At 60.0% G+C, this 24,862-nt stretch carries 18 protein-coding genes, 1 tRNA gene and 1 pseudogene; 8 read left to right on the top strand and 12 right to left on the bottom strand.

What is annotated here, in order from left to right:
• Positions 1 to 7 precede the first annotated feature (7 nt).
• From N2A98_RS16420 to copC, 3 genes are all read right to left on the bottom strand, one after another.
• Complete coding sequence (locus N2A98_RS16420) at positions 8 to 1,270, bottom strand: OprD family porin (RefSeq protein WP_275622332.1); 1,263 nt, start codon at positions 1,268 to 1,270, stop codon at positions 8 to 10.
• A gap of 261 nt (positions 1,271 to 1,531) precedes the next feature.
• Positions 1,532 to 2,389, bottom strand: a complete 858-nt coding sequence (gene copD / locus N2A98_RS16415) for a copper homeostasis membrane protein CopD (protein ID WP_275622331.1) — start codon at positions 2,387 to 2,389, stop codon at positions 1,532 to 1,534.
• A 3-nt stretch (positions 2,390 to 2,392) separates the two neighbouring features.
• Positions 2,393 to 2,758 carry a copper homeostasis periplasmic binding protein CopC gene (copC, locus tag N2A98_RS16410; RefSeq protein ID WP_275622330.1) on the bottom strand — a complete coding sequence of 122 codons (366 nt, stop codon included), beginning with the start codon at positions 2,756 to 2,758 and terminating at the stop codon, positions 2,393 to 2,395.
• 116 nt (positions 2,759 to 2,874) lie between these two features.
• Between copC and N2A98_RS16405 the strand changes: the two genes are divergently transcribed.
• Positions 2,875 to 3,495, top strand: coding sequence for a TetR/AcrR family transcriptional regulator (locus N2A98_RS16405; RefSeq protein ID WP_069558757.1), 621 nt, complete (start codon positions 2,875 to 2,877; stop codon positions 3,493 to 3,495).
• 552 nt (positions 3,496 to 4,047) lie between these two features.
• On the opposite strand, the gene preA is transcribed toward N2A98_RS16405, so the two are convergent.
• The 3 genes from preA to hydA all read right to left on the bottom strand — a co-directional run bounded on the left by preA (position 4,048) and on the right by hydA (position 8,290).
• Positions 4,048 to 5,322: an NAD-dependent dihydropyrimidine dehydrogenase subunit PreA gene (gene preA, locus N2A98_RS16400; protein ID WP_003192280.1), complete on the bottom strand. Its 1,275-nt coding sequence runs from the start codon at positions 5,320 to 5,322 to the stop codon at positions 4,048 to 4,050.
• Positions 5,322 to 6,689: an NAD(P)-dependent oxidoreductase gene (locus N2A98_RS16395; protein ID WP_047712205.1), complete on the bottom strand. Its 1,368-nt coding sequence runs from the start codon at positions 6,687 to 6,689 to the stop codon at positions 5,322 to 5,324. Before N2A98_RS16395 ends, preA begins: the two co-directional genes overlap by 1 nt.
• 161 nt (positions 6,690 to 6,850) lie before the next feature.
• The gene (hydA, locus tag N2A98_RS16390) at positions 6,851 to 8,290 is read right to left on the bottom strand and encodes a dihydropyrimidinase (RefSeq protein ID WP_153474920.1); all 1,440 of its coding nucleotides are present in this window, start codon (positions 8,288 to 8,290) and stop codon (positions 6,851 to 6,853) included.
• Between the two features lie 593 nt (positions 8,291 to 8,883).
• On the opposite strand from hydA, the gene N2A98_RS16385 reads away from it, so the two are divergent.
• On the top strand, positions 8,884 to 10,371 hold the full coding sequence (locus tag N2A98_RS16385; protein WP_056787992.1) for an NCS1 family nucleobase:cation symporter-1: 1,488 nt from the start codon (positions 8,884 to 8,886) through the stop codon (positions 10,369 to 10,371).
• A gap of 145 nt (positions 10,372 to 10,516) precedes the next feature.
• Positions 10,517 to 11,800 carry a Zn-dependent hydrolase gene (locus N2A98_RS16380; protein WP_044274631.1) on the top strand — a complete coding sequence of 428 codons (1,284 nt, stop codon included), beginning with the start codon at positions 10,517 to 10,519 and terminating at the stop codon, positions 11,798 to 11,800.
• Between the two features lie 118 nt (positions 11,801 to 11,918).
• Here the strand turns inward: N2A98_RS16380 and N2A98_RS16375 are convergent, their stop codons facing one another.
• The 3 genes from N2A98_RS16375 to N2A98_RS16365 are packed head-to-tail and all read right to left on the bottom strand — an operon-like array spanning position 11,919 to position 17,698.
• Positions 11,919 to 13,334: an efflux transporter outer membrane subunit gene (locus N2A98_RS16375; RefSeq protein WP_275622329.1), complete on the bottom strand. Its 1,416-nt coding sequence runs from the start codon at positions 13,332 to 13,334 to the stop codon at positions 11,919 to 11,921.
• A complete protein-coding gene (locus N2A98_RS16370) occupies positions 13,318 to 14,487 on the bottom strand; it encodes an efflux RND transporter periplasmic adaptor subunit (protein WP_044274629.1) in 1,170 nt (389 codons plus the stop codon). The genes N2A98_RS16375 and N2A98_RS16370 overlap by 17 nt, the downstream gene beginning before the upstream one ends.
• Positions 14,477 to 17,698, bottom strand: a complete 3,222-nt coding sequence (locus tag N2A98_RS16365; protein WP_275622328.1) for an efflux RND transporter permease subunit — start codon at positions 17,696 to 17,698, stop codon at positions 14,477 to 14,479. Before N2A98_RS16365 ends, N2A98_RS16370 begins: the two co-directional genes overlap by 11 nt.
• A 206-nt stretch (positions 17,699 to 17,904) precedes the next feature.
• Here N2A98_RS16365 and N2A98_RS16360 point away from each other — a divergent pair, with 206 nt between their 5' ends.
• Positions 17,905 to 18,315, top strand: a complete 411-nt coding sequence (locus N2A98_RS16360) for a hypothetical protein (protein ID WP_003192269.1) — start codon at positions 17,905 to 17,907, stop codon at positions 18,313 to 18,315.
• On the opposite strand, the gene N2A98_RS16355 is transcribed toward N2A98_RS16360, so the two are convergent.
• The gene (locus N2A98_RS16355; RefSeq protein ID WP_164692270.1) at positions 18,312 to 18,473 is read right to left on the bottom strand and encodes a hypothetical protein; all 162 of its coding nucleotides are present in this window, start codon (positions 18,471 to 18,473) and stop codon (positions 18,312 to 18,314) included. The genes N2A98_RS16360 and N2A98_RS16355 overlap by 4 nt on opposite strands.
• Before the next feature lie 334 nt (positions 18,474 to 18,807).
• On the opposite strand from N2A98_RS16355, the gene N2A98_RS16350 reads away from it, so the two are divergent.
• A complete protein-coding gene (locus tag N2A98_RS16350) occupies positions 18,808 to 19,473 on the top strand; it encodes a peptidase C39 family protein (RefSeq protein ID WP_069558224.1) in 666 nt (221 codons plus the stop codon).
• A gap of 132 nt (positions 19,474 to 19,605) precedes the next feature.
• On the opposite strand, the gene pbpG is transcribed toward N2A98_RS16350, so the two are convergent.
• Positions 19,606 to 20,529: a D-alanyl-D-alanine endopeptidase gene (gene pbpG, locus N2A98_RS16345; protein ID WP_078803412.1), complete on the bottom strand. Its 924-nt coding sequence runs from the start codon at positions 20,527 to 20,529 to the stop codon at positions 19,606 to 19,608.
• Positions 20,530 to 21,198: 669 nt separating this feature from the next.
• On the opposite strand from pbpG, the gene N2A98_RS16340 reads away from it, so the two are divergent.
• Both N2A98_RS16340 and N2A98_RS16335 read left to right on the top strand, forming a co-directional pair.
• Positions 21,199 to 22,086, top strand: coding sequence for a fimbrial protein (locus N2A98_RS16340; protein ID WP_161952170.1), 888 nt, complete (start codon positions 21,199 to 21,201; stop codon positions 22,084 to 22,086).
• A gap of 143 nt (positions 22,087 to 22,229) precedes the next feature.
• Positions 22,230 to 23,344, top strand: a pseudogene (locus N2A98_RS16335) (IS110 family transposase).
• Positions 23,345 to 23,653: 309 nt separating this feature from the next.
• Here the strand turns inward: N2A98_RS16335 and folD are convergent.
• On the bottom strand, positions 23,654 to 24,508 hold the full coding sequence (gene folD, locus N2A98_RS16330) for a bifunctional methylenetetrahydrofolate dehydrogenase/methenyltetrahydrofolate cyclohydrolase FolD (RefSeq protein WP_078803388.1): 855 nt from the start codon (positions 24,506 to 24,508) through the stop codon (positions 23,654 to 23,656).
• Between the two features lie 274 nt (positions 24,509 to 24,782).
• On the opposite strand from folD, the gene N2A98_RS16325 reads away from it, so the two are divergent.
• Positions 24,783 to 24,859: transfer RNA gene (locus N2A98_RS16325), tRNA-Arg, on the top strand.
• The last annotated feature ends 3 nt before the right edge of the window (positions 24,860 to 24,862 follow it).

Raw genomic sequence — 24,862 nt, 5'->3', positions numbered from 1 at the left:
TTTGGAGCTACAGCAACGAAATCGGATAGCTGATAAAAATCCGGTTCTCATCGAACTCGTTATTGCTGAAGTCCCGGCGCATGGTCGAGTTGCGCCACTTCACATTGAGGTTCTTCAGCGCACCGCTCTGCACCGTGTAGGCCAGCTCCGACTCACGCCCCCATTCCTTGCCGTCGGTGATCGCCCCGGTGTGTACGTTGCTGCCGCTGATATAGCGGTTCATCAGGGTCAGCCCCGGAACCCCGAGCACCACAAAGTTAAAGTCATGGCGCACCTGCCAGGACTTTTCCTTGGCGTTGTCGTAGCTGGCGTTGTAGCTGTCGTTGGCCAGGGTGCCGCCGCTGGTGCCGTTGATGCGCATCCAGGCGCTGTCGCCGCTGAGTTTTTGCAGGCCGACGTAGAAGGTGTGGCCGTTGTATTTAGCTGAGAGCAGGGCGAACAGGGTTTTGTTATCGAGGTCGCCGGCCAGGGCGCTGCCGTCTTCCTTGCCGTTGAAGAAGCCGAAGTTGGCCCCCAAGGTCCAGTCGCCCACCGGCTGGCTGTGGGTGAGGTTGAGGTACTGCTGCTGGTAGATATCAGTCAGTTCGGCGTACCACAGGCCGACCTGGGTATGTTTGTCATTGAAGGTGTATTCGCCGCCACCGAAGTTGAAACGGTCCGAGGTGAACGCGGCTTTGCCGTTCATGAACATGTCTTCCATGCTCGCGTCGTTGCGCGGGCTGTTGCCGCGAAACTGGCCACCGTAGAGCGTCAGGCCGGCGATTTCATTGGAGGTGATTTGGCCGCCGCGAAAGGTCTGGGGCAGGGAACGGCCATCATCGGAACGCAGGATCGGCAGCACCGGCATCCATTCGCCAACCTTCAACTCGGTTTTCGACAGCCTGGTTTTCAGTGCGACACCCAGGCGCCCGAAATTGTCGGCGGGGCGGCCATCGTCATGTACCGGTAGCAGTTGCGTGCCGGCGGTGCCTTTGCCGCCATCGAGCTTTTGCGAATACAGGCCCAACACGTCTATCCCGAAGCCGACCGTGCCCTGAGTAAAGCCGGACTTGGCATCGAGGATAAAATTCTGCGTCCACTCTTCGGCCTTGCCCTGGGGGTTGGTCGGGTTGGTGAAGTTGCGGTTGAAGTAGGCATTACGCAGATTGAGCGTGGCCTTGGCGTCGTCGATAAAGCCTTCGGCATGGGCACCCAGCGGCAGGGTGACGGCCAGGCTGCCGAGACCGAGAAGGCCCAGGCGCGTGCAGGAATGGCGGGCGGATTGACTCACAGTGAGGCTCCCTTTGTTTTGTTGTTTTTATTATTTGTTATACGTCGTCGTACAACATTGAGCGCGATATTTGCGAGGTTTTGAGGGTGTGTCAAGCAGAAGTTATACGATGACTTGGGTGAAACGATTCAACTGATGGGGCACGGTCAGTGTGGGAGCTGGCTTGCCTGCGATGGCGGCGAATCAGACAGTATGCAGTCACTGATCCACCGCCATCGCAGGCAAGCCAGCTCCCACATTGATTGCATTGCACAAGACTTTTCAGCCAGCCATGACCATCGGCGGCAGGGTGCCAAGCAGGGAAACCGCCGCCACCGCTGCAAGGCCCAGCAGCCACTCCATCATCACACTGGCTTTCAAACTGCCCAGGCGTTGCTCGCATCGCTTGATACGCAACCGGTTCAGCAGCGCCAACCCCAGCATGCCCAGTACCAGCCCCACCTTGATCAGCAAAATCAAGGCAAACCCTTGGAAGAACGGTGTGGGCCACAGTTGTCCGGTGAGCACGCGTATGTTGATCAGACCGGTCACCAGCAGGCCGCCGACCAGGCCATATCCCACACCACTGAAGCGACGCAAAATCGGCTCCAGGCGCTGGCCTTGCGCATGCCTGAAGATCAGCACCAACACCAGCAACCCCCCGAGCCAGGCCCCAACGCACAGCAGGTGCACCACCTGGTTAAGGATCAGCAACTGCCCATTCAGCCCATCGAGCATGGCGCCGTGACCTACGGGTGCCAGGGTTGCCAGCAGCAGGGCGAGCAGCGGTAAGCGTAAGGCCGGCCAGGGCTTGATCAGCACGATCACCAGCAGCAGGTTCAGCAACAGATGCCAGGCCCATACCTGGCCAAAAAAGGTCTTGCCCAGCACCAACTGGAGGGTGGCCGGTTGTAGCGCCGCGTCCCAACTGCCTGCCATGCTGGCGGTGATCAACAGCAACCACACAACACCGGTGACGAGCCCCAACCCCGCCAGGCCGCGGGTGATGCGCAGCAGTTGCCGGTCCAGTGTCGGTTGCACATGAGCGCCGAGCAGCCAGGGCCTGAACGCCCAGGCCCCGAACATCAGCAGCACAACACAAAAATGCAGGAAGCGGCACAGCACCAGCAGGGTTGCCATGGGTTATTGGCCGACCTTGAAGCTGTAAGTGCCTCCGCTTTTGTGAGTGTCGACGGACACTGCATGCCATTCGACTTTATAGGTGCCGCTTGCCAGCGCAGCGGCAGGCGTGACCACCAGGGTTTTCTTGTCGGCGTCCGGGGTTTCCAGGCCCTTGATCGCAATTTCGGTGCCGTCCTTGCTCAGGGACACCTTGGTGAAGGTGGCTTCGACGCCTTCGCTGAAGGTCAGGCGCAGGTCTTTCGGCGCGGCGACATTGCTGTCAGCCGCAGGCTCAGCGCTCTTGAGGTGGGCGTGGGCAAACGCCGTGGAGGCGCCCAGCAGGGCAGTGAACAGGACAGCAGCGGTCAGGGACTTCTTGAGCAACATTGTTCAATACCAATCAGAGGACAGGAGCCGGCAGTGTACGAAGTTTCGGCTTGGCCTGTCGCCCCGATCTAGAGCCGGTGGTAGTCTTTAGGCCGTGTTGTTGTCAGGGAGCCCTTATGGGCAATCACAAGATCGGAATTCGTCGGGTCAACGTCGAGAAAATCCTGCTGGCGGCGGAGAAGGTCTTCGCCAACAAGGGCTATGGCAGCACCGCCATGGCCGACATCGCCGAAGAAGCGCAACTGCCGCGCTCCAACCTGCATTACTACTTCACCACCAAGGGCGAGCTGTACAGCGCGGTGCTGTTCGACCTGCTGGAATTGTGGAAGCAGGACGCCCTGAGCTTTGAAACCTTCGACGACCCCCGTGTAGTGCTCAGCAGCTACATCCGCGCCAAGATGCAGCGCTCGCGCACGCGCCCCTATGGCTCCAAGGTCTGGGCCAATGAAATCATCCACGGCGCGCCCACACTCGGTGAAGCCCTGGATGAAAGCCTGTACGACTGGGCCAAGATGAAGGAAGCGAAGATTCGCCAATGGGTGCAAGACAAACGCATCCTGCCGGTGGAACCGTCGAGCCTGCTGTACATGATCTGGGCCTCGACCCAGCACTATGCCGACTTCGACCACCAGGTGAAGATTTTGAATGATCACCAGCCGTTGTCGGACAGGCAGTTCGAGAAGGCCATTCAGACCGTGACCGGTGTGATTTTGCGCGGGATTGGCTTGGAGCCTTGAGCCTTGTAGTGAGGCTCAGGGCCGTATCGCAGCATAGGTATCTACACAATTTTGGTGCGACGCGGGACCTGTTGCGAGGGAGCTTGCTCCCGTGACGGCCCTGCAGCCGACGCTTATCTATCTGACGCGCCGTAGTCCAAATGTGGGAGCTGGCTTGCCTGCGAAGATGGCCTAACAGTCAACACAGTTGGACCGTGTACATATCCATTCCTGCGGTAACGGCCACCTAGGGTTCCGCCCTGACGGCGGCTCACTTTTGAACAGCGCAAAAGTAAGCAAAACGCTCTTGCCCCACCACTCGGCACCTCGCTTAGGCTCGGTGTGCCCGTAATCCGCCAGTGATTTGGGGGGCCGCCGCCACGCGCCATCCATGGCGCGGGGCGGCTAAACCGGCATCCCTGCCGGTTTACCCCCCAAATCCCTGTCGAATTCCGGCCAGCGTGGTTTAACGGGGCGCCTAAGATCAAGAGCGACTCGCTTCGCATCGTGGAGTGGGTGGCTGGGCGCGGTCAACTGTGGGAGCTGGCTTGCCTGCGATAGCGACCTAAAGAACTACACTGCCTCCCGATAAGGATTGCGCGGGTCCTGCGTCCAGTTCAAAAACGGCTTGCCGGTATCGATCGGCACCATCTCGATGCAGTCGGCCACCGGGCAAGTGATCTGGCACAGGTTGCAGCCCACGCACTCATCGTCGATCACCTCATACAGATGCGTGCCATCGGCCTGCTTCAAGCTGGCAATGGCCTGGTGCGAGGTGTCCTCGCAGGCAATATGGCAACGCCCACAGCCAATGCACGCCTCTTGGTCTATCTTGGCGATGACCTGGTAGTTGATGTCCAGGTACTTCCAGTCGGTGGTATTGCCCACCGCCCGCCCGGAAAACGCTTGCAGGTTGGCATGGCCCTGGCTGTCCATCCAGCGCGACAAGCCGTCCTTCATCTCTTCAACGATGCGAAACCCATGCAGCATCGCCGCCGTGCACACCTGCACCGCGCCGCAGCCCAGGGCAACAAACTCCGCCGCATCCCGCCAGGTGCCGATACCGCCGATGCCGCAGATCGGCAGGCCGTGGGTCTGTGGGTCGCGGGCGATTTCGGCAACCATGTTCAACGCAATCGGCTTGACCGCCGAGCCGCAGTAACCGCCATGGGTGCTCTGGGTGCCGACCACCGGCAGCGCGACCATACGCTCCAGGTCCACGCTGGTGATGGAGTTGATGGTGTTGATCAGCGACACCGCATCCGCGCCGCCGCGATAGGCCGCCCGCGCCGCCACGCGGATGTCGGTGATGTTCGGCGTGAGCTTGACGATCACCGGCAGCGAGCAATACGTCTTGCACCAGCGCGTCACTTGCTCCACGTACTCCGGCACCTGGCCGACGGCGGCGCCCATGCCCCGTTCGGGCATGCCGTGGGGGCAGCCGAAGTTCAGCTCAATGCCGTCGCAGCCGGTCGCCTCCACCAAGGGCAGGATGTTTTTCCAGGACGCTTCGACACAAGGCACCATCAGCGAGACGATCAGCGCGCGGTCCGGCCAGTCCTTTTTCACCTGGGTGATTTCCCGCAGGTTGATCTCCAGGGAACGGTCGGTGATCAGTTCGATATTGTTAATGCCCAGCACTTCACGGTTGGCGCCATAGTGCGCGGAGTAGCGCGACGACACGTTCACCGCTGCCGGGTCTTCCCCCAGGGTTTTCCACACCACGCCACCCCAGCCGGCCTCGAAGGCGCGCACCACGTTGTAGGCTTTGTCGGTGGGCGGCGCGGAGGCCAGCCAGAACGGATTGGGCGCTTTGATACCGGCGAATACAATCGAGAGATCGGCCATTACGCAGCCTCCACAGTCAGCATGAGTTGGGCATGCATGGCTTCGGCGGCCCGCTTGCCATGTTGTACCGCCTGCACGGTGAGGTCCTGGCCGAGGCTGACGCAGTCGCCGCCGGCATACACCCCAGGGATGCTGGTGCGCAGTTGCTCATCGACGAAGATACGCTCGCCGACGCGGTGCAGTTGCTGGGCCAGCGGATCGTGCAGGGCGTCGTTGTCGAAGCCTTGCCCGATCGCCTTGAAGATCGCGTCAGCAGCCAGTTCGAAGGTTTCCCCGGTCGGCAGCAGGCGACCGTTTTCCAGGCGGGTGCGGGCAAAGCGCATGCCGCGCACGCGGCCTTGGTCGTCGAGTAGCACCTCGTCGGGTTGGGCCCAGGTCAACAGCCGGACTTGATTGGCCTTGGCGATGTCCTGTTCGTGGTGGGTCGCGCCCATGTCGGCCAGGCCACGGCGGTATACCAGGTTGACATCGCGGGCGCCGAGGCGGGCCATTTGCACGGCCATGTCGATGGCGGTGTTGCCGGCGCCGAGCACGATGCAGCGGTCGGCCAGGGGCAGTTGGGTGAGGTCGTCGGCCTGGCGCAGTTCGCGGATATAGTCGGTGGCGGCGAGCAGGCCGGGGGCATCCTCACAGGGCAGGCCCAGCTGTTTGCTGGCCGCGAGACCCAGGCCGAGGAACACCGAATCGAACTGCTGGTGCAGTTCGCTCAAGGTCAGGTTGTCGCCCAGGCGCTGGCCGTGGCGAACCTCGATGCCGCCAATCTGCAGGAGGAAATCCAGCTCCTTCTGGGCGAAGTCGTCCACCAGTTTGTATTTGGCGATTCCGTATTCATTCAGTCCGCCGGCTTTTTCCCGCGCTTCGAAAATCACCACGTCATGACCGTGCAAGGCGGCGCGGTGAGCGCAGGCCAAACCGGCGGGCCCGGCGCCGACCACGGCGATGCGCTTGCCGGTGGGCGCGGCGCGTTGGAACGGGTGTTCGCTGAAGTGCGCATTGTCGATGGCGTAGCGTTGTAGCAGGCCGATCAGCACAGGGGCGCATTCTTCGGCGTTATTGCGTACGCAGGCTTGCTGGCAGAGGATTTCCGTCGGGCACACCCGCGCGCAACTGCCACCGAGGATGTTGGCCGAGAGGATCTTCTGCGCGGCCCCTTGTACGTTGTCGGTGTGGATATTGCGGATGAACGACGGAATGTCGATCTCGCTGGGGCACGCATTCACACAAGGCGCGTCGTAGCAGTACAGGCAGCGCGAGGCTTCCAGTTGGGCCTGGCGGGCGTTGAGCGGCGGTGCCAGGTCGGTGAACTGGCTGGCAAGGGTGGCCCCGTCTTCGCGGGGGTGGGGAAGGTGGGTCAGGGTCTGGATCACGGTGTCGGCCTCACGGTTATTGAGGTGCTGCCTCTGATGGGCATTGGTTTTTTGTTGCCTGTACTGGCCTCTTCGCGAGCAAGCCCGCTCCCACATTCCACCGCATTTGTCCTGTTGAAACGGGATCAAATGTGGGCGCGGGCTTGCTCGCGAAGGGGGCTTCAGCGGTTCACGGCCACCGGCTTGGAAAGCGCGGCCCGCTTGCTCAACTGCTCGAACACCGACGGATACGCCGGCCGCTCTACATACCGTCCGGCGCCTCGCTCGGCGCGCAGGTCACCATCGGCCCACACCAGCTTGCCCTGGCTGATGGTGTGGCTGGGCACGCCGCGCACGGTCTTGCCTTCGAAGATGTTGAAGTCCACCTGCTGATGGTGGGTCTTGGCCGAAATGGTCCGCGTGCCCTCCGGGTCCCATAGCACCAGGTCGGCATCGGCGCCTACGCGTATCGCGCCTTTGCGGGGGTAGAGGTTGAAGATTTTTGCGGTGTTGGTGGAGGTCAGCGCGACAAATGCCTGCATCGACAAACGCCCGGTATTGACGCCTTCGTGCCACAGCAGCGCCATGCGGTCTTCAATGCCGGCGGTGCCGTTGGGGATCTTGCTGAAGTCATCACGCCCGGCGGCTTTTTGCTCGGCGCAGAAGCAGCAGTGGTCGGTGGCGGTGGTGTGCAGGTTGCCCGCTTGCAGGCCATGCCACAGTGCCTCCTGGTGCCCGCGCGGGCGGAATGGCGGGCTCATCACGTAGCCAGCGGCGGTCTGCCAGTCGGGGTGCTGGTACACACTGTCATCGAGCAACAGGTGGCCGGCGAGCACTTCGCCGTACACTGCCTGGCCCTTGCCTCGGGCATAGGTGATTTCATCCAGGGCTTCCTTCGTCGACACATGCACCAGGTACAGCGGCGTGCCGATGGTCTCGGCAATCCGGATGGCGCGGCTGGCCGCTTCGCCTTCCACTTGGGAGGGGCGCGACAACGGATGGGCTTCCGGCCCGGTGATGCCCTGGGCCATCAACTTGCGTTGCAGGTGATACACCAGCTCGCCATTTTCAGCATGCACGGTGGGCACCGCGCCGAGTTCCAGGCAGCGTTCGAAACTGGCAACCAAGGTGTCGTCGGCCGCCATGATCGCGTTCTTGTAGGCCATGAAATGCTTGAAGCTGTTGATGCCGTGATGGCTGACCAACTCGGCCATTTCCTGGCGTACCTGCTCGCTCCACCAGGTGATCGCTACATGAAACCCATAGTCGGCGGCAGACTTTTCGGCCCAGCCGCGCCACTGGTGGAAAGCTTCCATCAGCGACTGCTGCGGGTTGGGAATCACGAAGTCGATGATCGACGTGGTACCACCGGCCAAGCCTGCCGCCGTGCCACTGAAAAAGTCTTCACTGGCCACGGTGCCCATGAAGGGCAGTTGCATATGGGTATGGGGGTCGATGCCGCCCGGCATCAAGTATTGGCCGCTGCCATCGAGTACTTCGCAGCCTGCGGGAATATCCAGATTCGTGCCAATGGCGCGAATTAGACCCTCTGCGCATAACACGTCGGCGCGGTAACTTTCATCATGGGTAATAACGGTGGCGCCACGGATCAACAGCGACATGTCGAGTTCCTCACAGGCTTGACCGGCTTGTGCCAGTTCTAAGTGTTGTAATACTGCGTACCGGTGATGGGTTAATTCCTGTCATCGGTGACAGGAATAGAAACTAGCCCGAGTTTTTCGAATGAGCAAGAAGATTTTTCGCAAGCCTTTATAGTTTTTATCTTATTGATATACATAAGAAAAATCCTATTTTCACCAAAATGAAGCACGCCCACCCTGTTTTGACGCACTTGACAGGTTCTTGATCTGATCAATATTTCTTATTGCAAATCAGGCGCTTGAGATATGCCGCTTGACGGCGTCGAGAAATAAAAATAATTGTGATGCACCAGATTGAGACCTGAGGGTTCGAGCAACTTGTGAGTTGTTTAGCCTGACGCAGACGGCACGTACCGCAGGCTCAATTGGAAAGCTGATAAACATCAGCACGTTATATAAGCGGTGCGGGTTCAGAGGCGGTTGTCGGCACGGTTATTGAGTGCACGGGCAGTTGGCCGGAACCCTGGATGTCATGTTGTCGATGCGGTACTCCGGCCACCTGAACCTAGCGTGCAGGTGAGCAACAATAATTTTAAAAAAACCGTGGAGCGGCCATGCAACAGAACAGATCGCAAGTCATCGAGCGCAACGGCCTGTACGAACTCGACGCCGGCCCCGACGTCCTCGACAGCCCTCGCTACAACCACGACATGGCACCTACCAAAGTGCACGAGCGCACTTGGAACAAATGGCACATCACGGCGCTATGGGTCGGTATGTCGATCTGCGTGCCCACCTACACCCTGGGCGGGGTGCTCACGGCGTATTTCGGGCTGTCGGTGGGGGAGGCGCTGGTAGCGATCCTGCTGGCCAATATCGTGGTGTTGATCCCGCTGACCCTCAACGCGTTTCCCGGCACCAAGTACGGCATTCCGTTTCCGGTGCTGTTGCGTTCGTCCTTCGGCATCCTCGGTTCCAACGTACCGTGCCTGATCCGCGCGCTGGTGGCCTGCGGCTGGTTTGGTATCCAGACGATGTTCGGCGGGCTGGCGATCCACCTGTTCCTGGGCTCGATTTTCGACGGCTGGAAAGCCCTCGGCGGTACTGGTGAGGTGATTGGTTTCATGCTGTTCTGGTGCTTGAACCTGTGGGTGGTGCTGCGCGGCGCCGAGTCGATCAAGCGCCTGGAAACCTTGTCGGCGCCGCTGTTGGTCGCCGTGGGCGTTGGGCTGTTGGTATGGGCGATGCCGAACGTGTCCCTCAGCGAGCTGATGGCGATCCCACCCAAGCGCCCCGAAGGCGCCAGCCTCACCGGTTACTTTATGGCGGGGCTTACGGCGATGGTGGGTTTCTGGGCCACGTTGTCGCTGAACATTCCCGACTTCAGCCGCTACGCCAACAGCCAGAAAGACCAGATTCTGGGGCAGATCTTCGGCTTGCCGTTGACCATGTTCCTGTTCGCCGCCCTCGGCGTGGTCATGACCGCCGCCTCGGTGAAACTGGTGGGGGTCAGCGTCTCCGACCCGGTGAGCCTGATCGGTCATATCCAGAGCCCGGTGTGGGTGGCCATCGCCATGGCGCTGATCATCGTCGCCACTTTATCCACCAACACCGCGGCGAACATCGTCTCGCCCACCAACGACTTCCAGAACATCGCCCCCAAGCTGATCAACCGCACCACGGCGGTGATTCTCACCGGCCTGGTAGGGCTGGCGCTGATGGCCCATGAACTGCTGAAAAAACTCGGGCTGATCGTCTCGGACGTGAGTCTTGAAACCGTGTATTCCAATTGGCTGCTGGGTTATTCGAGCCTACTGGGGCCGATTGCCGGGATCATGGTGGTGGACTACTTCATTACCCGCAGACAACAGTTGGACCTGGCCGGCCTGTACCGCGACGACGTGTACCCGGCCTGGAACTGGAGTGGGTTTGTCGCTTTTGGCGTACCGGTGGTGCTGACGTTGCTGTCGCTGGGCAGCGATGCGTTCAGCTGGTTCTACAGCTACGGCTGGTTCACCGGCTCGGCGTTGGGCGGGGTGTTGTATTACGGGCTCAATGCCAAGCGCGCTAGCAGTCCACTCACCGCCAAATCCCCGTTGTAAACACGGTTCAGGTGGGAGCTGGCTTGCCTGCGATAGCGGACTATCAGTTAAAACCGTGTCGCCTGACACACCGCTATCGCAGGCAAGCCAGCTCCCACAGTTGACCGCGTTAATTCATAAGAACCTGTAGCCTGAGGAGACCCCCATGAACGCTGCCCTCGACGTTCTGCAATCGACCCATCAGCACATCAACCGCGACCGCCTGTGGCAGTCGCTGATGGACCTGGCCAAACTTGGCGCCACCCCCAAGGGCGGTGTGTGTCGCCTGGCCCTCACCGACCTCGACCGCAAGGCTCGGGATCTCTTCGTGCAGTGGTGCGAAGCGGCCGGTTGCACCGTGACCATCGACGGCATCGGCAATATCTTTGCGCGTCGCCCCGGCCGCAACCCCGACCTGCCGCCAGTGATGACCGGCAGCCACATCGACACCCAGCCCACCGGCGGCAAGTTCGACGGTTGCTTCGGCGTGCTGGCCGGCGTGGAAGTGCTGCGCACCCTTAATGACCTCAAGGTGGAAACCGAGGCGCCGCTGGAAGTGGTGGTATGGACCAACGAAGAAGGCTCGCGCTTCCCGCCGTGCATGATGGGCTCAGGGGTGTTTGCCGAGAAGTTCACCCTGGCCGATACCCTGGCCAAAGTGGATGCCGATGGGGTCAGCGTGGGGGATGCGTTGAACGCGATTGGCTATGCGGGAACGCGGCCGGTCAGCGGGCATAAGGTCGGCGCGTATTTCGAGGCCCATATCGAACAAGGGCCGATTCTGGAGGATGAACACAAGACCATCGGCGTGGTGCTCGGCGCCCTTGGGCAAAAATGGTTCGACCTGAAGCTGCGCGGTGTTGAAGCCCACGCGGGCCCTACACCCATGCACTTGCGCAAGGACGCCCTGGTAGGCGCGGCCGCAGTGGTGGCCGCCGTGAACGCGGCGGCGTTGGCGCACCAGCCCCATGCATGCGGCACGGTGGGTTGCCTGCAAGCGTATCCGGGATCGCGCAACGTGATTCCCGGTGAAGTACGCATGACCCTGGATTTTCGTCACCTGGAGCCGGCACGGCTGGACTCGATGATTGCCCAGGTGCGCCAGGTGATCGAGGACACCTGCGCCAAACATGGCTTGAGTTTCGACCTGCAGCCCACGGCGGACTTCCCGCCGCTGTACTTTGACAAAGGCTGTGTGGAGGCGGTGCGCGATGCGGCGAATGGCCTGGGCTTGTCGAACCTGGATATCGTCAGCGGGGCAGGGCACGATGCGATCTTCGTGGCTGAGCTGGGCCCGGCGGGGATGATCTTTGTGCCGTGTGAAGGCGGCATCAGCCACAACGAAATCGAAAATGCCGCGCCGGATGACCTGGCGGCAGGGTGTGCGGTGTTGTTGCGCGCCATGCTAGCCGCTTCAGCGGCCATCGCCAGCGGCAAACTCGCGGCCTGAAATACGCTAAAAATGTAGGAGCGAGCTTGCTCGCGAAAAACGCCAACGATAGCGCGTGCTTCCTGAAGAAACGCGACGCCTGTGAGTTTTTCGCGAGCAAGCTCGCTCCTACAGGGTATTAGCCCGGTTGCCAGCCGCCACCGAGTGCGGTCAAAAGTGCCACACTCGCCTGCAATTGCCGGGTCTGCACTGCCTGCAACGTCCTCTGTGCCTGCAAGGCGGCGGTTTGGGCGGTGACCACGTCCAGGTAACTCACCGCACCGGCCTGATAGCTGTTCATCGCCAAGGCCTGGGTATGTTGCGCTGCCTCTGCCGCCGCTTGCTCGTCCTCGGCTTGCTGCTGCAGATCTCGCAGTTGCGCGAGGTTATCTTCCACCTCGCGCACGGCTTTCAATACGTGGCTACGGTACTGTGCCGAGGCCTCCTCGAACTCGGCCTTGGCCTGGCGTTCGTTGGCGCTCAAGCGCCCGCCGTCGAAGATCGGCAGGTTCATCAGCGGCCCCAGCGCCCAGTACCGGTTGCCGGCAGACAGCAGGTTACCGACGCCTTGGGTCTGCCCGCCCAGCACACCGGTCAAACTGAAATCCGGAAACCACGCGGCCTTGGCCACGCCGATCGTTGCGTTGGCCGCAAACACGCGACGTTCAGCGGCGGCAATGTCCGGGCGACGCTGCAGCAGGTGGCTGGGCAACTGCGCTGGAATGCCGGGCAACGCCATTAATTGCGAGCTGGGCGGCAATGAAAAATCACTGGCCGTCACGCCCACCAATTCGCCGATGGCATGCTCGGCGAGGTTGCGTTGACCACGCACTTCATCCAGCTGTGCCTTGGCTTCGGCCAGTTGGTTTTGTGCGCGGGTCAGGTCCAGTTCCGACGCAATCTGGCCTTCATAACGGCTGCGGGTCAGTTGCAACGCCTGGCTGAAGTCCTGCAACGAACGGTCCAGGATTCGGCGCTGTGCATCCAGCCCATTGAGCTGCACATACAGGCTCGCCAACTGCTGTTGCAGGCTCAGGCGCACCACCGCCAGATCATCAAAGGACGCTTGCGCCTGGGCATCGCCCGCAGCGACCTGGTTGCGGATTCTGCCCCACAGGTCGAGGTCGTAACCCAGGGAGAACCCAGCGGTATTGCTGTTGTACACCGACGGCTGTGTCGTGCCGCGCAACGGTCGTGAATCCGATTGACGCTGGCGTTGCGGTTGCGCGCTGGCGGTGATTTGCGGGAAAAGGCCCGCGTGCAGTTGACTGGCATAGGCCTGGGACGCATCGAAGTGCGCCAGCGCCGCGGCCAGGTCCGGGTTGGCCTTGAGCAGTTGCTGTTGCAGCGCGTTCAGGCGCGAATCGTGGTAGAGCTGCCACCACTGGGGCGCCAATTGGTCCGACGGTTGCGCGCTGTGCCAGGGGCCATCGCTGGTTTGTTCGCGGTAGTGGACGGGCAGGTCAATTGACGGCACTGTATAGGTGGGCGCCATCGAGCAACCCTGCAACGCCAGCAGCACCAACGCCGCCAGCGGCTTAAGCTTTGGGCGCATGGGCACCTCCGGTGGCGTCTGCCAGTTGCACCGGGTCGCCTTCACGCAGGGCGTCGGGCGGGTTGTCGATGATACGGTCAGCAGGTTTCAGGCCTTGGTCGATCACCAGGCGCTCGCCGAGGTCCAGGCCAATATGAATGTCTTGCAGGTGCACATGGTTGCGCCCGTCCAGCACCGCAACCTGGGTGCCCTGGGCGCGGAAGATCAAGGCGCTGGCCGGGATGCTTACGCCATGGGTGTCAGCCGGAATCGGCAGGGTGACTTCGGCGTAATCGCCCGGCAGCAGTTCGCCGTTGGGGTTGTCGGCGACGAACTGGGCGAGCAGGGTGCCGGAGCGGCGGTCGATGGCGGTGGAGTCACCGATCAGGCGCGCCTTGAAGTGCTCGCCGGGGTGCTCGGGGACGGTCAGTTCGGCCTCAAGGCCTGTATGAATCACCGCTGCATAGTTCTGCGGTACCGGCACATACAAACGCAGTTGGTGGGTGTCGGCAATGTTGAACAGTTCCGGATCGCTGGCGTTATCGGCCTTGATCAACTGGCCGATGTCCGTGTTGCGGGCGGTGATGGTGCCAGCGAACGGCGCACGAAGGGTTTTGTAGCTTTCCAGGGCGCACAGTCGCGCATAGTCTGCTGCAGCGGCTTCGGTGTTGGCCTTGGCGGCTGCGGCGTTGGAGGTTTTTTCATCGGCATCCTGGCGCGATACCGAATGGCTGGCCAGCAGGTTTTGCCAGCGGGTCGCGGTGGTGGCTGCCAGGTGTGCATTGGCTTGTTGCTGGATCAGGCGCGCATGGGCCTGGGCCAGTTGTTGGTCAAGGTCGGGGCTGTCGATTTCGGCGAGCAGTTGCCCGGCCTTGACCTGGGCGCCAATGTCGACTTTCCAGTCCTTCAAGTAGCCGCTGACCCGTGCATGGATCGCCGCCTTGCTCCACGCCTCCAGGTGGGCGGGCAGGCGCAGGGTATCACCGGCGGCGTTTGGCTTGGGCTGGAACACCATCACCTGGGGGACAGCGGCGGCTTCGGTCCAGGCAGTGACCGATTGTTCGTGCAGCGTGCGCGCATGCAGGCCGCTGGCGACCAACAGGGCAGCCAGCGTCAGGCCACCGACACCCATGAGCATCAGACGCTTGCGCGAGGGTTTTTGATCAGGCGACATGGGGCGTTTCTCCAGCAGTTGCGCGAGTAGGATGACGGCCGTGGACCAGGCTGAAGACCACGGGAACAAACAACAAAGTGGCGATGGTGGCGAAGATCAAACCACCGATGACCGCTCGACCGAGCGGGGCGTTCTGCTCCTCGGAAATCGCCAGGGGCAGCATGCCGATGATCATCGCCAGGGCGGTCATGCACACCGGGCGAAAGCGTGTGTAGCCGGCTTCCAGCGCGGCTTTCAACGCATCGCCATGTTCGGCCAGGCGCTCACGGCAGAAGCTCACCACCAGGATCGAGTTGGCGGTGGCCACGCCCATGCACAAGATGGCGCCGGTGAGTGCCGGTACCGACAACGAGGTGCCGCTGAGGAACAGCATCCACACGATGCCCGCCAATGCTGCCGGCAACGCCGTGATGATCACAAAGGGATCGGCCCACGACTGGAAGTTGACCACGATCAGCAGATAGATCAGCACCACCGCGCCGAGCAACCCGAAGCTCAAACCACTGAACGCCTCATGCAGCGCATCGATCTGCCCGTGCAGGCTGATGGTCGCGCCTTTGGGACGCATGGACGCCGTGTCATCCAGCACCTTTTGCACATCGCGGGCGACGCCGCCGAGGTCGCGGCCTTGCACGTTGGCGTACAGGTCCAGGGTCGGTTCAATGTTGTAGTGGGTCACCACGGCCGGGCTTTGTACCCGGGAGATGGTTGCCACACCGCCGAGAATTTGCGCCTGCCCATTGGCCCCCGTCACCGGCAGTGCTTCCAGGGACGGCAGGCTGTCGAGACGGTACTGCGGGGTGGCGGCGACGATGGAGTAAGACACGCCGTTGGCCGGGTTGAGCCAGAAGGTCGGCGCGGTTTGTGAGCTGCCGGCGAGCGAGGCGACCATGCTGTTGGTGACGTCACGCTCGGTGATACCCAGGCCATTGGCGCGCATACGGTCCACGTTTACTTGCAGCGAGGGGTAGCCGGTGGACTGCTGGATGCGCAGGTCGGCAATCCCCGGTACATGCTGCAGGCGCCGTTCAAGTTCGACGGCATAGGTGCGGTTGTCTGCGTCACTGCGCCCGGAGATTTTGACGTCCAGCGGGGCGGGGGCGCCGAAGTTGAGGATCTGGCTGCTGATGTCGGCGGGCAGGAACGCAAAGTGGCTGCCGGGGAAACTTTGCGGCAGGGCCTCACGCAGTTTTTTCACATAGTCGGCGGTGGGCGCGTGGTGCGTTTTCAAGCTGACCTGGATGTCACCGTCCTGCGGGCCGATGGTGCCGCTGCTGCTGTAGGCCATGTCGATGCCGCTGAGCGGAATGCCAATATTGTCGACGATGGTGTCCAGTTCTTCGGCCGGGATAACCTCGCGAATCCGTGCTTCGATGCGATCGAACGCCGCGGCGCTTTCTTCGATGCGCGTGCCCAGTGGCAAGCGCACATGCAGGGCCAAGGCACCCGCATCGGTGGCCGGAAAAAAGTCCTGGCCCAGGCTCGGCAACAGCAGGAACGACGCGAGTACGCAGGCCAGGAACCCGACAATAAAGCGCTTGCGTGCGCCCAGTGCCAGCGTCAGCAGGCCATGGTAGGTGTCGCGGATATTGGAAAAGTGCCGCTCGAATCCCTGTTGAAAATTCAGCACCGATTGCAACAACGCATTGCGTGGCCTCACGTGCTGTTCACCCTCGTGGTGATTGATGAATGCATCTTCCGGATGATGCCCCGCGCCTGCCTCCGGCCTATGTGGTTTGAGCAAATACATCGCCAGCGTCGGCACCAGGGTACGCGAGAGAATGAACGAACTGGCCATGGCGAAGATCACCGCCAGCGCCATGGGCCGGAACAGGTAACCGGCGATGCCTTGCAGCAAAAACATCGGCACGAACACGATGCAGATGCACAACAGCGAGACGAAAGCCGGGCCGACGATTTGCGCGGCGCCGTCGAGAATCGCGGCCTTCACCGCCTTGCCTTGCTCCAGGTGCCAGTTGATGTTTTCGATGGTCACCGTGGCGTCATCCACCAGGATGCCCACGGCCAACGCCAGTCCGCCCAGCGTCATGACGTTGAGGGTTTGCCCACTGACGGCCAACAGCGCGATGGCCGATAGCACCGCCAGGGGAATCGAGGCGGCGATGATCAAGGTCGAGCGCCAACTGCCGAGAAACAGCAGGATCATCGCACTGGTGAGCAATGCGGCAATGATGCCCTCCTGGGCCACGCTGCCCACCGACTGTTTGACAAATACCGAGGCATCGCCCAGCAGCGAGGTTTTCAATGACGGCGGCAGGGTTTCCTTGATGCGCGGCAGCATCTGGCGGATACCGTCGATGATCGACAGGGTGGAGATACTGCCGTTTTTCAGCGCCGGCATCAGCACGGCGCGATGGCCGTCGACCCGCACGATGTTGGTTTGCGGCGGTGAACCGTCGCGCACGTGAGCCACTTGGCCGATGGTGATCAGCGCCCCATCGACGGTCTTGATCGGCAAGTCGTTGAGCTCATCAATGGCCTTGGGGCTGTTGTTGAGCAGGATTGTGTATTCGTCGGGGCCAAGCTTGGCGGTGCCCACCGGAATGATCTGGTTCTGCAGCGCCAGGGCATTGCCCACATCCTGGGCCGACAAGCCTTTGGCGGCGAGGGCTTGGGGGTCGAGGTCCAGCGTAATCTGCCGTTGCTTGCCGCCCATCGGCGTGGGCATGGCCAGGCCGGGCAGGGCGCTCAAGGGCAGGCGAATATTGTTCTGCACCAGATCGCGAATTCTGGCTTCCGACAGGCTGGGGCTGGAGAACGCCATTTGCAGGATCGGCACCGTGGAGGCGCTGTAGTTGAGGATCAGCGGCGGCGTGATGCCCGGCGGCATTTGCTTGAGCACGGTTTGTGACACCGCCGTGACCTGGGCATTGGCGGTACGGATATCCACGCCAGGCTGGAAGAAGATCTTGACGATGCCCATGCCGGGCAGTGATTGCGACTCGATATGTTCGATGTCGTTGACGGTGGTGCTCAGGGAGCGTTCGTAGGTGTAGATCACCCGGCCGGCCATGGCGTCCGGGGACAGGCCGTTGTACTGCCAGACCACGGCGACCACGGGAATGCCGATATCGGGAAAAACATCCGTGGGCGTGCGCAGGGCCGCCATCGGCCCGATGATGCAGATGAATATAGCCAGCACGATGAAGGTGTACGGCTTGTGCAGTGCGGTCTTTACCAGCCCGAGCATGCGTGAGTCTCCGAGAAGAGCAGGATTGCAAACCCCGGCAGTCTTGCCCGACCCACCTAACACGCACCTTTCAGCCAGGTGAAGGAAGTTTTAGTTAACGGCTGAAGATCCTTTCATAGGGATTCATTTGTTCCAGGAGGGGCGGCTCATCAAGCTTGTCAGCCATCGGATACGACCTTTTCATTCATGCCCTTTGGAGCGCTGTCATGTCACTTAAACCACTGTTGTTAGTTCCCGTTCTTGGCTTTGTCTGCTTACTGTCGGCATGCGCTGGCCCGATCCCCAAGGCGGACCCCAGCCAAGCCTGGATCGGCTTGCAGGAAGAAGCGCCGAATGACCTGATGGCCGAGCGTGTCGATGGCAAGCGCGTGGACGATGGGCGCTATTTTGAAGTGACCCCGGGGGACCATCGCCTGGACGTAACCTTATTTGAAGACGAGCCGGGTGACGACAACCAGCAGGACTGCCAGGGCCGCATCGAGTACAAGCATTTCAAGGCGGGTGAGCACTACACCCTGGTGGAGTCGAGCCTGGGCACCACGGTGCGCGCGTCGCTTGAGGACGGCCACGGCAAGGAAATCGCCGCAACCCAGGACTTCAATTGCATGCCTGGCTAGGCGTGATGCGCCGTCGCCTTGCGCGGCTCGGCGGGTTCAGCAGGTTTGACGTGGGGGTGATGATGCCGGCGCGTCACGCGCATGACCCCCCACAGCATGGCGGCGGCGACGGCCAGCCAACCACAGATCAACAGGAAAATCGTTGTCGCAAGGCTCATTCGGGCCTCCTTTCGCCCACTTGGGGCACACACAGTCTTCTCAATGGACAGTCTAGTCAGCTGACGGTTGCCTGCTATTGACCAATGGTCGAGTCCGTCCAACTTGTTTGCTCTATCGTCACCGCTTTATTGCACGCGTCGGCTATAGATATCTTGCGCCGCCCCCTGTAGGCGCGAGCTTGCTCGCGAAAAACGTCAACGATGACGCAGGCTTCCTGAATAAACGCGGCGCCTGTAAGTTTTTCGCGAGCAAGCTCGCTCCTACGGGATAGAGAAAGCGCGATTGGGCTATGATCGGGGCCTTTACCGGCAGTTGATCAAGAGAGTGAAAAAATTGCGCTTACGGTCGAACCTTAAAACTTCCTTGCTACTGGCCGTTGCCCTTGGGTTGGCGGCCTGTTCCAGCAACACTCCATCCAAACTGCCTGGCTTGCCCGAGCGCGTCGAACTCAATGGCGTGCCGACCTTTCGCAGTGAGGCTTATCAGAGCGGTCCTACGGCACTTGCCAGCATGCTGTCGCAACAAGGCATTGTCATGACACCGGGTTTGCTTGATAAGCCGCTGCGCCTGCCCGGCGCCGAGGCGGACCTTGAGCGCAACATGCAGGTGCTGGCGCGTGAGTACGGGCTGATGGTGTACCCATTGGACGCCAAGCTGACCGCCGTGCTGGCGCAGGTGGCGGCGGGTTACCCGGTGATGGCGCGGATCAACGCCAGCTATTGGTCCGGGGCGCGTTATGTTGTGGTGGTGGGGTTCAACCAGCAGAAGAGTACGGTGCTGTTGCGCTCAGGCAATGAGCGCCGCTTGAGCATGAGCTTCAGCGACTTTGAGTCGGCGTGGAAGGGCGCGGGCCATTGGGCCATCCTGACCCAGCGCCCGAGCCAGTTGCCCGCCAATGTGGACGCGCAACGCTGGCGCGATGCGGCCAATGCCACCGCGCAGGCGGGGCAGGAGCAGGCAGCGGCGCAGGCACTCAAGGTGCTGGCAGAAAAGAAGTGAAGCTCAAATAATGTGGGAGCGGGCTGTGGGAGCGGGCTTGCTCGCGAAGGCGCCGTACCAGTCGCTGAATGCTTAGGCTGACCCACCGCATTCGCGAGCAAGCCCGCTCCCACACTAAAAACGCATCGTTGCTTATCGACGTACTTCCGTAGCGGTCGCTCGATTCTTGAGGTTTTTATCGGCCTTGTAACGCAGCGCCACATCCGGCACTGCGCCGCCTTTGCCAGTTTCGACCCAGCTACGAATACGGCTGGCATCGGCAAAGTGGGTGAACTTGCCAAAGGCATCCAGGATCACTAGCGACACCGGGCGATTGCCCATGCTCGTCACCAGCACCAGGCAGTGGCCGGCCTGGTTGGTGAAGCCGGTCTTGGTCAGCTTGATATCCCAGTTGGCGCGGTTGATCAGGTGGTCGGTGTTGGAGAAGCCCAGGGTGTAGTTGGGCTTGCGGAACGACACGGTCTTTTCCTTGGTGGTGCTCAACTGGCTCAGCATCGGGAATTTGCGCGCATAGGCCAACAGCTTGCTCAGGTCGCGGGCGGTCGACACGTTATGGATCGACAGGCCGGTGGGCTCCACGTAGTGGGTGCTGGTCATACCCAGGGATTTGGCCTTGGCGTTCATCGCCGCGATAAAGGCTGCGTAACCGCCAGGATAATGGTGGGCCAGGCTCGCAGCCGCGCGGTTTTCCGAGGACATCAGCGCGATCAGCAGCATTTCCTTGCGCGGCATCTGGCTGCCGATTTTCACCCGTGAGAACACGCCTTTCATCTCGGGAGTGTCGGTGATGTTGATGTCGATGTATTCGTCCATATTCTGCTTGGCCTCGAGGACGATCAGGCCGGTCATCAGCTTGCTCACCGAAGCGATGGGCACCACCACGTCGGGGTTGCTGGAATAGATGACCTTATTGGTCTGCAAATCCACCAACATGGCGCTGCCGGAGGCAATCTGCAGCTTGGAGGCGTCACGCGGAGCCAGGGTGGTTTCGGCGGCGTGGGCGAAGGTGCCTGCAAAAGCAAAAAACAGGCTGACAATAGAAAGACGAATTTTCACGCGGATGAACTCGCTAAAAAGTAAGGAAATGCCGTTGTAGAACGGATCTTGTGACAAATGACGTTACATTTTAGGAGTATGGATCAGAAAGCGATAGAGAGCCTTTAAATAAAGGCTCTAAGCCGATGATTGGTTGAGGTTGTAGCGATTTTGTACCCATCACTGCGCGCTCAAGCTTTCCAACTTCTGATGGCCCGTGGTTGCCGAAAGCCATTTTGCATCTGGCCTCAACCGAGGAGCTCAGACATTGGCAAGGCCCAAGCGTTCGCCATCACCACCTGCGGCGATCCCGCTGCTGCCCAGCGAAGCGCGTCAGTCACCCGCGCCGCTATGGTGCTCTCCGAGACGCCTTTAGCTTAGGGCGCGAATAAAGCCTATGCATTGTAGCCGCAGGCTAGCATCGAGGAGAGCGAAAAAAAGGTGCAGATTGTATAGCTGGATCTAGAAAGGGCTGCAAATTTAAGGATCATCTTATGTCGCAGGTGAAATTATCGTGGTGATATGCGCGACTGAAATGTAAGTGGAGTTATTATGAAGAAGTGCGAGTGGTTTGTAAGCTCTATGTTTAGGGGGGTAGGCGCACGGGTATCAAATATAATGTTGGTGTCGTTGCTAGTGTTATCTGATTTGTCATTTGGGGGCGAAACTCCTAGGTGTGGAAATAACCCAGTGAGCGTGCCGTTGGAATTGGCATTTAATGGTCCAAACAATCTTCAGGTAGGCAGAGATGTACCTTTGGGGACAGTTATCTATGAGGAAACGATTTCTGCCGGAGAGGTTCTTTTTCTATGTAAAAACATAACTCATTCAATCGGGATTCAGGATGGTCCTGCGTCTATGCATGGGAACGAAAACACCTTCCCTCTATTGGGGAGCAAAAGTTTATCATGGAGAATTCGTTTGTCCGGCTCTCCGGAGGTTGAAGGCATTGCAACTCGCCCTTATGGCCCAGGCTTGATGTCAAATACTATCTACTCGCTGGGGCCTGGGGTATTTACTCTATACTTGGTCAAGGCTGGAGAGTTTACTAATGATACTGTTGTGCCGACAGGCATTATTGGTACGGTGCGCGGTGGCTCTGGGTATGGGAATACGCTCGGATTGCTCGCCAATATTAAAATTAGAAATGGAAGTCGCCCTATTGTTTCGTCTTGCAGCACTCCAGAGTTTATAGCGGTGAATATGGGGACGTATGTTTCATCGGATTTTGACAGTGGAGAAAGTAAAGCAGTTCCGTTTAGTATTAAGTTGAGTGAGTGTGATGATAGTGTGGCTATTGTTAAATACAGTTTTTTGCCAGCTACCCCAGTGCTCGATCAAAGTAAAGGCGTGGTTTCACTTAATCGAGGATCTACTGCCCGAGGAGTTGGACTAAGGATTACACGGGAGAATGGCGGTGCTGTTATTTTTGGCAACAGCTATCGTGTAGATGGCTTTACTTCTGGTCTTACAAATTTCGATATCCCGTTTCATGCGACGTATTCTCGATTAATAGGTGAGACATTAATATCGGGTACGGCTGATACTGAGTTGACATTTGTCATGACGTATCTATGAAAGTATGAATTCTTGGCTCGGACGGTGGGAGGGGGCGCCCTCTGTAATTGGATGGACTCGCCCAAGCCGAGGCGTCTATGCGCCACGGTGGCATTCTTATAGAAGCCAACGACAGCGAGGGCGAGCCCATGAAAAAGCATACGATGATCAATCAGTCTTTGTCAGCCGATGTATCTACTTGCGTAAACGTCGCGGTAGACCTTGCCAAAAAGGTCTTCCAAGTGGCCGGTGAGAATGCGCTCGGCCAGGTCATATTCGAGGATCGGATTAAGTCACGAGAGGCCTTTCAAACCTTTTTTCTTAAGCTTCCAGCAAACGTGACGGTGCTGGTGGAAACCGGGCCAGGTGCTCAGGCATGGACGCGATTACTGCAAGCACAGGGCAATTCTGTTCGCATCCTACCCTCTCAGCATGTGGCCAATCATCGCAGCGGCCCGAAAAATGATCGCAACGATGCATTGGCGATCCTGCGCGCCGGACGCGACTGTGCGATATCAGCCGTACCGGTCAAAAGGCCTGCGGCGCTTGCAATGCAAGCGTTGCATCGGGCTCGGCAGGGATATATAGGGCGACGTACGGCGGTCGGTAATCAGATGCGTGGCTTACTCCTGGAGCAGGAAGTTTCCATGCCCCAAGGCGAAATGGCCATCAGCCAACGTATCCTCGAATACTGGAAGACGCCACTCAGCCATTACCCGATTTACTGCGCGAACTAATCGCCGAACTGTTAGTTGAATGTGGTCATTTGGGCGAACGCGTCAACGTGTTGACCGGTCGGCTCGAAACAGCGGCGAAGAACGATGAGACAGCCAAGCGATTGATGACGGTGCGCGGAGTTGGCCCGATCATGGTCACAGCACTGTTGGCCAAGCAGGCTGAGCCTGAACGCTTCGCAAATGCTCGACAGTTCGCTGCCTACTTCGGGCTGGTGCCCAGCCAGCACAGCAGCGGAGAAAAAATCCGGCTCGGCAAGATGGGCAAGAACGGTGATGCGTATTTGCGCAGCCTGGCGGTCCAGGGAGCCCGCGCCGTGTTAAGACAGGTGCGACCGGATTCAGAGCAGTCCGACGACCAGCGGCTACAGCGTTGGGTATCTCGCCTAGGGCGCAAGGAGGTGGCGGTGCGTTTGGCCAACCGCAACCTGCGTATCCTCTGGCGGCTCTTGCAAAACGACCAGACTTTTCGACGTCAGCCAGGTAATAGTCAGGAGGCTGAGATGAGCCACGGATTTACAGAGTTCTGCCACCGGGGCGTTTAGCCGCTCCAACCCGTGCTGACGAACATTGACCCCTGGTCAGACCGGCGTGAATTGATGCCTGCGCTCCTACCGGCCCTTGAGGCCTTTTTGTAATGGGCAGATCGCGAGCTGATCCAATGTTGGCCAGAAGCTGTTTGGAGCTTCCTCGGATAGGCCTGATACATAGAAGCAACCGGGTACCAATGTTTTAAAAGCGGGTTGAAAGTGGGGGCGAGTCCATACATAGGAGCGAGCTTGCTCGCTCCTACAAAAAGCCTTAACTGAACGGCATTATGCGCTAAGGCAGGGCTTTTTCATTACGCCTGGTTATTAACCGTGCAGGGTTTCCGCTGCATATAAGGTGTTTTCCAGCAGGCAGGCCCGGGTCATCGGCCCGACACCGCCTGGAACCGGCGTGATCCAGCCGGCACGGGGCAGGGCGGTTTCATACACCACGTCACCCACCAACTTGCCGTCTTCCTGGCGGTTGATGCCCACGTCGATGACGATGGCGCCTTCCTTGATCCACTCACCCTTGACCAGGCCCGGCTTGCCGGCGGCGACTACCACCAGGTCAGCGCGGCCGACGTGGCCGGCCAGGTCCTTGGTGAAGCGGTGGGTGACGGTCACGGTGCAGCCGGCCAGCAGCAGTTCCATGGCCATCGGGCGACCGACGATGTTCGATGCGCCTACCACGACAGCGTCCAGACCATATAGATCGACACCGGTGCTTTCCAGCAGCGTCATGATGCCTTTGGGGGTGCATGGGCGCAGCAGGGGAATGCGTTGGGCCAGGCGGCCGACGTTATAAGGGTGGAAACCGTCGACGTCTTTGTCCGGGCGGATGCGTTCCAGCAGCTTGGAGGCGTCCAGGTGCTCGGGCAGTGGCAGCTGCAGCAGGATGCCGTCCATCTGCGGATCATCGTTGAGGCTGTCAATCAGGTCGGTCAGGGCCTGTTGAGTAGTGTCCGAAGGCAAGTCGTAGGCCTTGGAAATAAAGCCGACCTCTTCACAGTCTTTACGCTTGTGCGAGACATAAACCTGAGAGGCAGGATCGCTGCCGACCAGGATCACCGCGAGGCCAGGCGTGCGCAGGCCTTGCTGGCTGCGCTCGGTGACTCGTTTGGCGATCTGCTGGCGCAGGCTGGCGGCGATTGATTTGCCGTCGATAAGTTGTGCAGTCATTACGCGTGATTAACCATCGAGAGGGGGAAGAAAAGTGCGCGCATTCTCGCATGCCAAGGCGCGAGGGCAAAGGCGCTTGGTCTGCAAATTGCCCTAACCCCTTAAATAAAATCAGTTTTTTTCAAAAAAGATTTGACGGGTATCAGGACGCTCTATACTATTCGTCGCACTTGTCGGGCACAGCCTAGCACTGGTTAGAAGGTCGAGCAGAATTGTTGTCCTGCAAGGCTGGAAACACTTAGTTTGTAATCCTCCAAGAGTACAGATTAATCAGGCGCCCGTAGCTCAGCTGGATAGAGCATCCGCCTTCTAAGCGGATGGTCGCAGGTTCGAGTCCTGCCGGGTGCGCCATTA

Source organism: Pseudomonas sp. FJ2-5-13, from assembly GCF_029201605.1.
GTDB classification, from domain to species: domain Bacteria; phylum Pseudomonadota; class Gammaproteobacteria; order Pseudomonadales; family Pseudomonadaceae; genus Aquipseudomonas; species Aquipseudomonas lactis.
Note: the sequence above shows the minus strand (reverse complement) of the source record. Positions and strands in the feature narration are given on the sequence as shown.